Origin of the sequence: Halocynthiibacter sp., from assembly GCF_049608145.1 — a bacterium.
In the GTDB taxonomy this organism is placed as follows: domain Bacteria; phylum Pseudomonadota; class Alphaproteobacteria; order Rhodobacterales; family Rhodobacteraceae; genus Halocynthiibacter.
Map to the genome: position 1 here is coordinate 1 of NZ_JBMYXF010000114.1, position 688 is coordinate 688.

At 58.9% G+C, this 688-nt stretch carries 1 pseudogene; it reads left to right on the forward strand.

The features are described 5' to 3' along the window. Nucleotides 1–40 precede the first annotated feature (40 nt). Nucleotides 41–688 (forward strand): annotated as a pseudogene (locus tag ACPGUT_RS16055) (hypothetical protein); the annotation flags it as partial.

The window sequence follows — 688 nt, forward strand, 5'->3', positions numbered from 1 at the left end:
AGGAGGCAGACTATGGGATCGAAACGGACGGACGAATTCCGTGCGGATCGCGCTGACGAGCGGGCTTGCACGCAGGCAGGTTGCGTCAGATTTGGGTGTTGGCCTATCGACGCTGAACAAGTGGGTGACGGCGCATCGTGACGCTGAGGTAGTGTCAGACAAAGACCTGGACCTTGCCCGAGAGAACGAGCGGCTTGGACGGGAGAACCGCATTCTCAAGCAGGAGAGGGATATCTTGAAAAAGGGTCGTCATTGATTGCGCCATTGGTTCGAGCAACAATGGCGACGCCTTCTTCGCGAGCCAAAAGCCATGAGGTTCAGGTTCATCCACTGCCCGGCAGTCGAAACGCAGTTTCGATGAGAGGGGAAGAGCATGGCCGCGATTTCCCGACCAACCGTCTTTGCAAGGTTTTCGATGTCAGTGAGCGTGGCCTGCGCGCCTGCCCCAGCCGACCTGCCAGCCAAGGACAGCGAACCGGCATGGTGGTCTTGGCGCATATCCATTGCCCGGCAGTGCATTGCGCAGCAAGTCACGAGAGGGGAGGAACAGTCCCGTCTCAGCCTGGGCAGCTATGGTCGACCAAGAGTGACCGAAGAGCGGAAAGAAATTGGTTTGAAAGCTGGCCACCGCCGCGTCGGCAGGCCCCTCTCGGCAGATTTGGCTTTGCCAAATCACCTGCCGGGCAAT